Here is a 3,895-nt window from a genome sequence, read left to right on the forward strand (position 1 = left end):
TGACCTCTGCCTCCGGAGGGCAGCGCTCTATCCAGCTGAGCTACGGGTGCACGTGCTTTGGAAAGCGAGGGCATTATAGGGATTAGCCCCCGCTATGTCCAGAGTTTGCGCCGCTATTGCTTGTCCAGTTTCAGGTTATGAAAGTCAAAGCTAAAATCGGTAAAGTCAGCTACGGCTTCCATGGTTGCCGCTTCTACCTGATTACTCCGACTCACATCGAATTCGATAAAAGCATCGGCTTCTAACAAGGGTTCATCCCAGCGCACAATAAAGGTATTGCCGTTGTAGTGCTCCAGCGAACCTTTCAGCATCTCGGTATGAGTAAAGTCTATACGCAGGCTGTCATTTTGCTCAGAAATAACGACATCGCCGTACCAAGCATCTTTATAGGTTCCCGCATATTTCGATAACGCCAGCGACGGCTGCGGATCATCAACGGCTTCTACTTTAAAATCCGCTTTTTTCTGAATGAAATTGTGATATTTCTTACTTTCCTTCGCCACCCAGTCTTGGTCCGGCACATCCAGAACTACTTCCAGAGACTCTTGCACTATTGCGGTCAACGCACCAAACGCCTGCTGATTACTCATAACAGTAATGGCAAATTCTTCCTCAGGAATAACGGTAGTAAAGGACAACATTCCCAGAATACCGCCACTGTGCGACACATGCTTAACGCCGTAGTAATCCTTAACAAACCAGCCAAGACCATAGCCACGAAAGTATGTGCCTTGCTCTGCCGCATCAGCCGACACCGGCAGTGGCGTGGTCAGTTGCCACATATCGTGCAGCGACTCTTCCTTAAATAAACGTTTGTCGGTCGGTGTTTCGCCTTCATTCAGCAGAGTCAGCAACCAGCGACTCATATCATCAACACTCGCTGCCGTTGCGCCAGCGGCAGAAAAGTCCTCTAAAAAGTCGAGCGGGAACCGATGCAATTCGCCATCCATTTCAATAGTACCTACCGCCACATTGTCGTAACTGGCATCAATGCGAGAAAAGCCAATGGTGCTTTCGTCCATTTGCATGGGCTCAAACAACGTTTGCTCAACGTACTGGTGGTACGGCACACCCGACACTTCGCTTATCACCTCACCTGCTGTCACAAACATTAGGTTGTTGTAGTCAAAGCGCTCCCGAAAGCCATGCTCAATGGGCACATTCGCCAACCCGGCAATGACTTCGTTGGTGGTTTTGTCGGTGTTCGGCCAAATCATCAAGTCACCGGCACCTAGCCCAAGACCAGAGCGGTGACTCAGTAAGTCTCGAATGGTCAGTTCGCGAGTAATGTACGGGTCCGCCAGTTTAAAGCTGGGTAAGTGCTCAATGACTTTATCATTCCAGTCCACTTTCCCCTGCTCAACCAGAGTTGCCATAGCCGCAGCAGTGAAAGCTTTGGTATGAGAAGCTATGCCGAACAAGGTTGTTGGAGTAACTGGCTCTTGTGACTCAATATCGCGGACGCCGAAGCCCTCGGCTAAAATCACTTCTCCGTCTTTTACGGCAATAACCGCCAGGCCCGGAATGTTAAAAGCATCCAGAGACTGTTCGGCGGTTTGACGAATTTTCTGCTCCAGTGAAACGCCCTCTTTCTGCTCAACCTTTGCACTGTCAGAGCAAGCCAATAACGCACCAGCAGCTGCGCTAACACACAAAATCTTAGATAGTGTTTTCATGATGGTATGACCTTTTTCTTGTTTTCTCTCAGACTACCACAACCTGTTTCGTTTTTACCGATATCAACTATAGCGGAAACTGAGTTAAGTTTTTATTGACACCAAAATGCGAATCGTTATCATTGGCGCCAAATTATTTAAATGATAAGGATTCTCATGTTTAAGAAGTCTCTTGCCCTTGCAATCCTCGCCGCAATTTCTGGTTCTGCGCTTGCACAACAAGCAAAAGTGGATGAAACCATCGAAATTAAAGCAACCCGTACCAGTATTCCACAAAGCGCTATTCCCGCTACCGTTTCGGTTATTGAGGGTGAAGAGTTGCGCCAGCAATTAAGTGTGGCCGAGTCCTTGTCAGATATTCTTGGAAACCTGATTCCCGCCTATTCCCCGTCTCGCCAAAAGCTGACAAGCTCTGGCGAAACCTTAAGAGGCCGTCAGCCGCTTTACCTAATTGATGGCGTACCTCAATCCAACCCGCTGCGTAACGGTTCGCGTGCCGCCTACACCATCGATCCTTTCATGATTGAGCGTGTAGAGGTGATTCACGGCGCCAGCGCTATCCAGGGTATGGGCGCTAGCGGTGGTATCATCAACATCGTCACAAAAAAAGCCGAAGAAGGAACCAGCCACGAGGTTAACGCTGGCTTTAGCGCGCCGGATTCTGAAGTTTCAGAAGGCTTAAGCTACCAAGCCGGATACCTTCTGCGCCATGGCAGCGGCAAATGGGACATTGTTTTCGGTGCTCAGTACCGTGACACCGGCATGTACGTTGATGGCAAAGGTCAGCTCATTGGTGTTGACGTTGCACAAGGCGACACCATGGATTCAAAAAGCTACGACTTATTCACAAAAGTCGGCTATGACATTGATAGCGAACAACGTCTTGAGTTTATGCTCAACCGCTTTGATATGGCTGGTAACGGCGACTATTACTCAGTAAACGGCGATCGCTCGGCGAATGTACCGACCTTATCACTCAAAGGTCAGTATCCTGGCGATGCCCCTGAAAACGAAGTCACCACTTCAAGTCTAACTTACAGCAACAGCGACTTTTTAATGGCCGACGTAAACTGGCAGCTGTTCTTCCAGGACTTTTCCGCACTTTACGGTGGCGGTACCTATGCAACGTTTCAGGATCCTGCATACGGCGACGAAATTTTTGACCAGTCACGCAATGACTCTCGTAAATATGGTTCGCGCTTAACGCTAAACTGGAACAACATTCAGCAATCGCCTGTATCCGTTAGCGCCGGGCTGGATTTTTTATCCGACGAAACTTTCCAGGAGCTGGCTCAAACAGGTCGTAAATGGGTACCGGCAACGGAATTCGAAAACTGGGCACCATATGCGCAACTGCGCTATCAAGCAAACGGTCTGACTTTAAGCGGCGGCTTACGCTATGAATACGGAAAATTAAAAGCCGATGACTTCACTACTTTGGCATCTTACGGGTCTGTCTTCGTTGAAGGCGGTGAACCAAGCTTTAACGAGTTACTGGGTAATTTGGGCGCTGTTTATGCTCTGAACGGCGAATGGCGTGTCTTCGCAAGTTATTCTGAAGGCTTCAGTATGCCCGACGTTGGCCGTGTGTTGCGCGGGATTTCAACACCTGACTTAAGCGTTAGCAGCTTCCTGGATCTACAACCGGTTATCGCTGACAACGAAGAAGTGGGTATTGAGTATCAAGGGAATGCATGGAACGCCTCACTGAGCTACTTCCGCTCAAGCTCTGACTTGGGCGCTCGTCTACAAGCCGACGCCGATGGTTTTTACAGTGTGCAGCGTGAAAAAACTGAAATTGATGGTATTGAGTTCAGCGCCGAGTATGCGCTATCCAATGACACCGCTCTAGGTCTTAACTACGCTGACACCAACGGCGAGTATGACAGCAATGATGATGGTTCGGTCGATACTAAGCTAGGCGGCCGTAACATTGCACCGAAGCGCGCCAACCTGTTCTGGTCACAGCAGTGGACAGGCATGATAAGCAGCCGGGTACAATGGAATAAGCTGTTCGACCGCGACATTTACAGCGGTGAAGACGCCATCAACAACTTCGACGGCTACAACACCGTTGATGCCACCTTATTGGTTGAGACTCGTGATATGGGTCAGTTCTCGCTGGGTATTGAGAACTTATTCAATAAATACTACTTCACCTATTACGCGCAAACGGTCGGCGGAGATAACCGTAACTTCACGGGTCGCGGACGCACCAT

General features: G+C 49.2%; 2 protein-coding genes. One reads left to right on the top strand and one right to left on the bottom strand.

The features are described from left to right. Positions 1 to 113 precede the first annotated feature (113 nt). Positions 114 to 1,676 carry a serine hydrolase gene (locus B3180_RS05910; RefSeq protein ID WP_278358522.1) on the bottom strand — a complete coding sequence of 521 codons (1,563 nt, stop codon included), beginning with the start codon at positions 1,674 to 1,676 and terminating at the stop codon, positions 114 to 116. A 156-nt stretch (positions 1,677 to 1,832) separates the two neighbouring features. Between B3180_RS05910 and B3180_RS05915 the strand changes: the two genes are divergently transcribed. Then, positions 1,833 to 3,895, top strand: a 2,063-nt coding sequence (locus tag B3180_RS05915; RefSeq protein ID WP_286843514.1) for a TonB-dependent receptor, incomplete at its 3' end; no start/stop codon positions are given.

The organism is Idiomarina sp. UBA4206 (assembly GCF_002383015.1).
GTDB classification, from domain to species: Bacteria; Pseudomonadota; Gammaproteobacteria; order Enterobacterales; family Alteromonadaceae; genus Idiomarina; species Idiomarina abyssalis.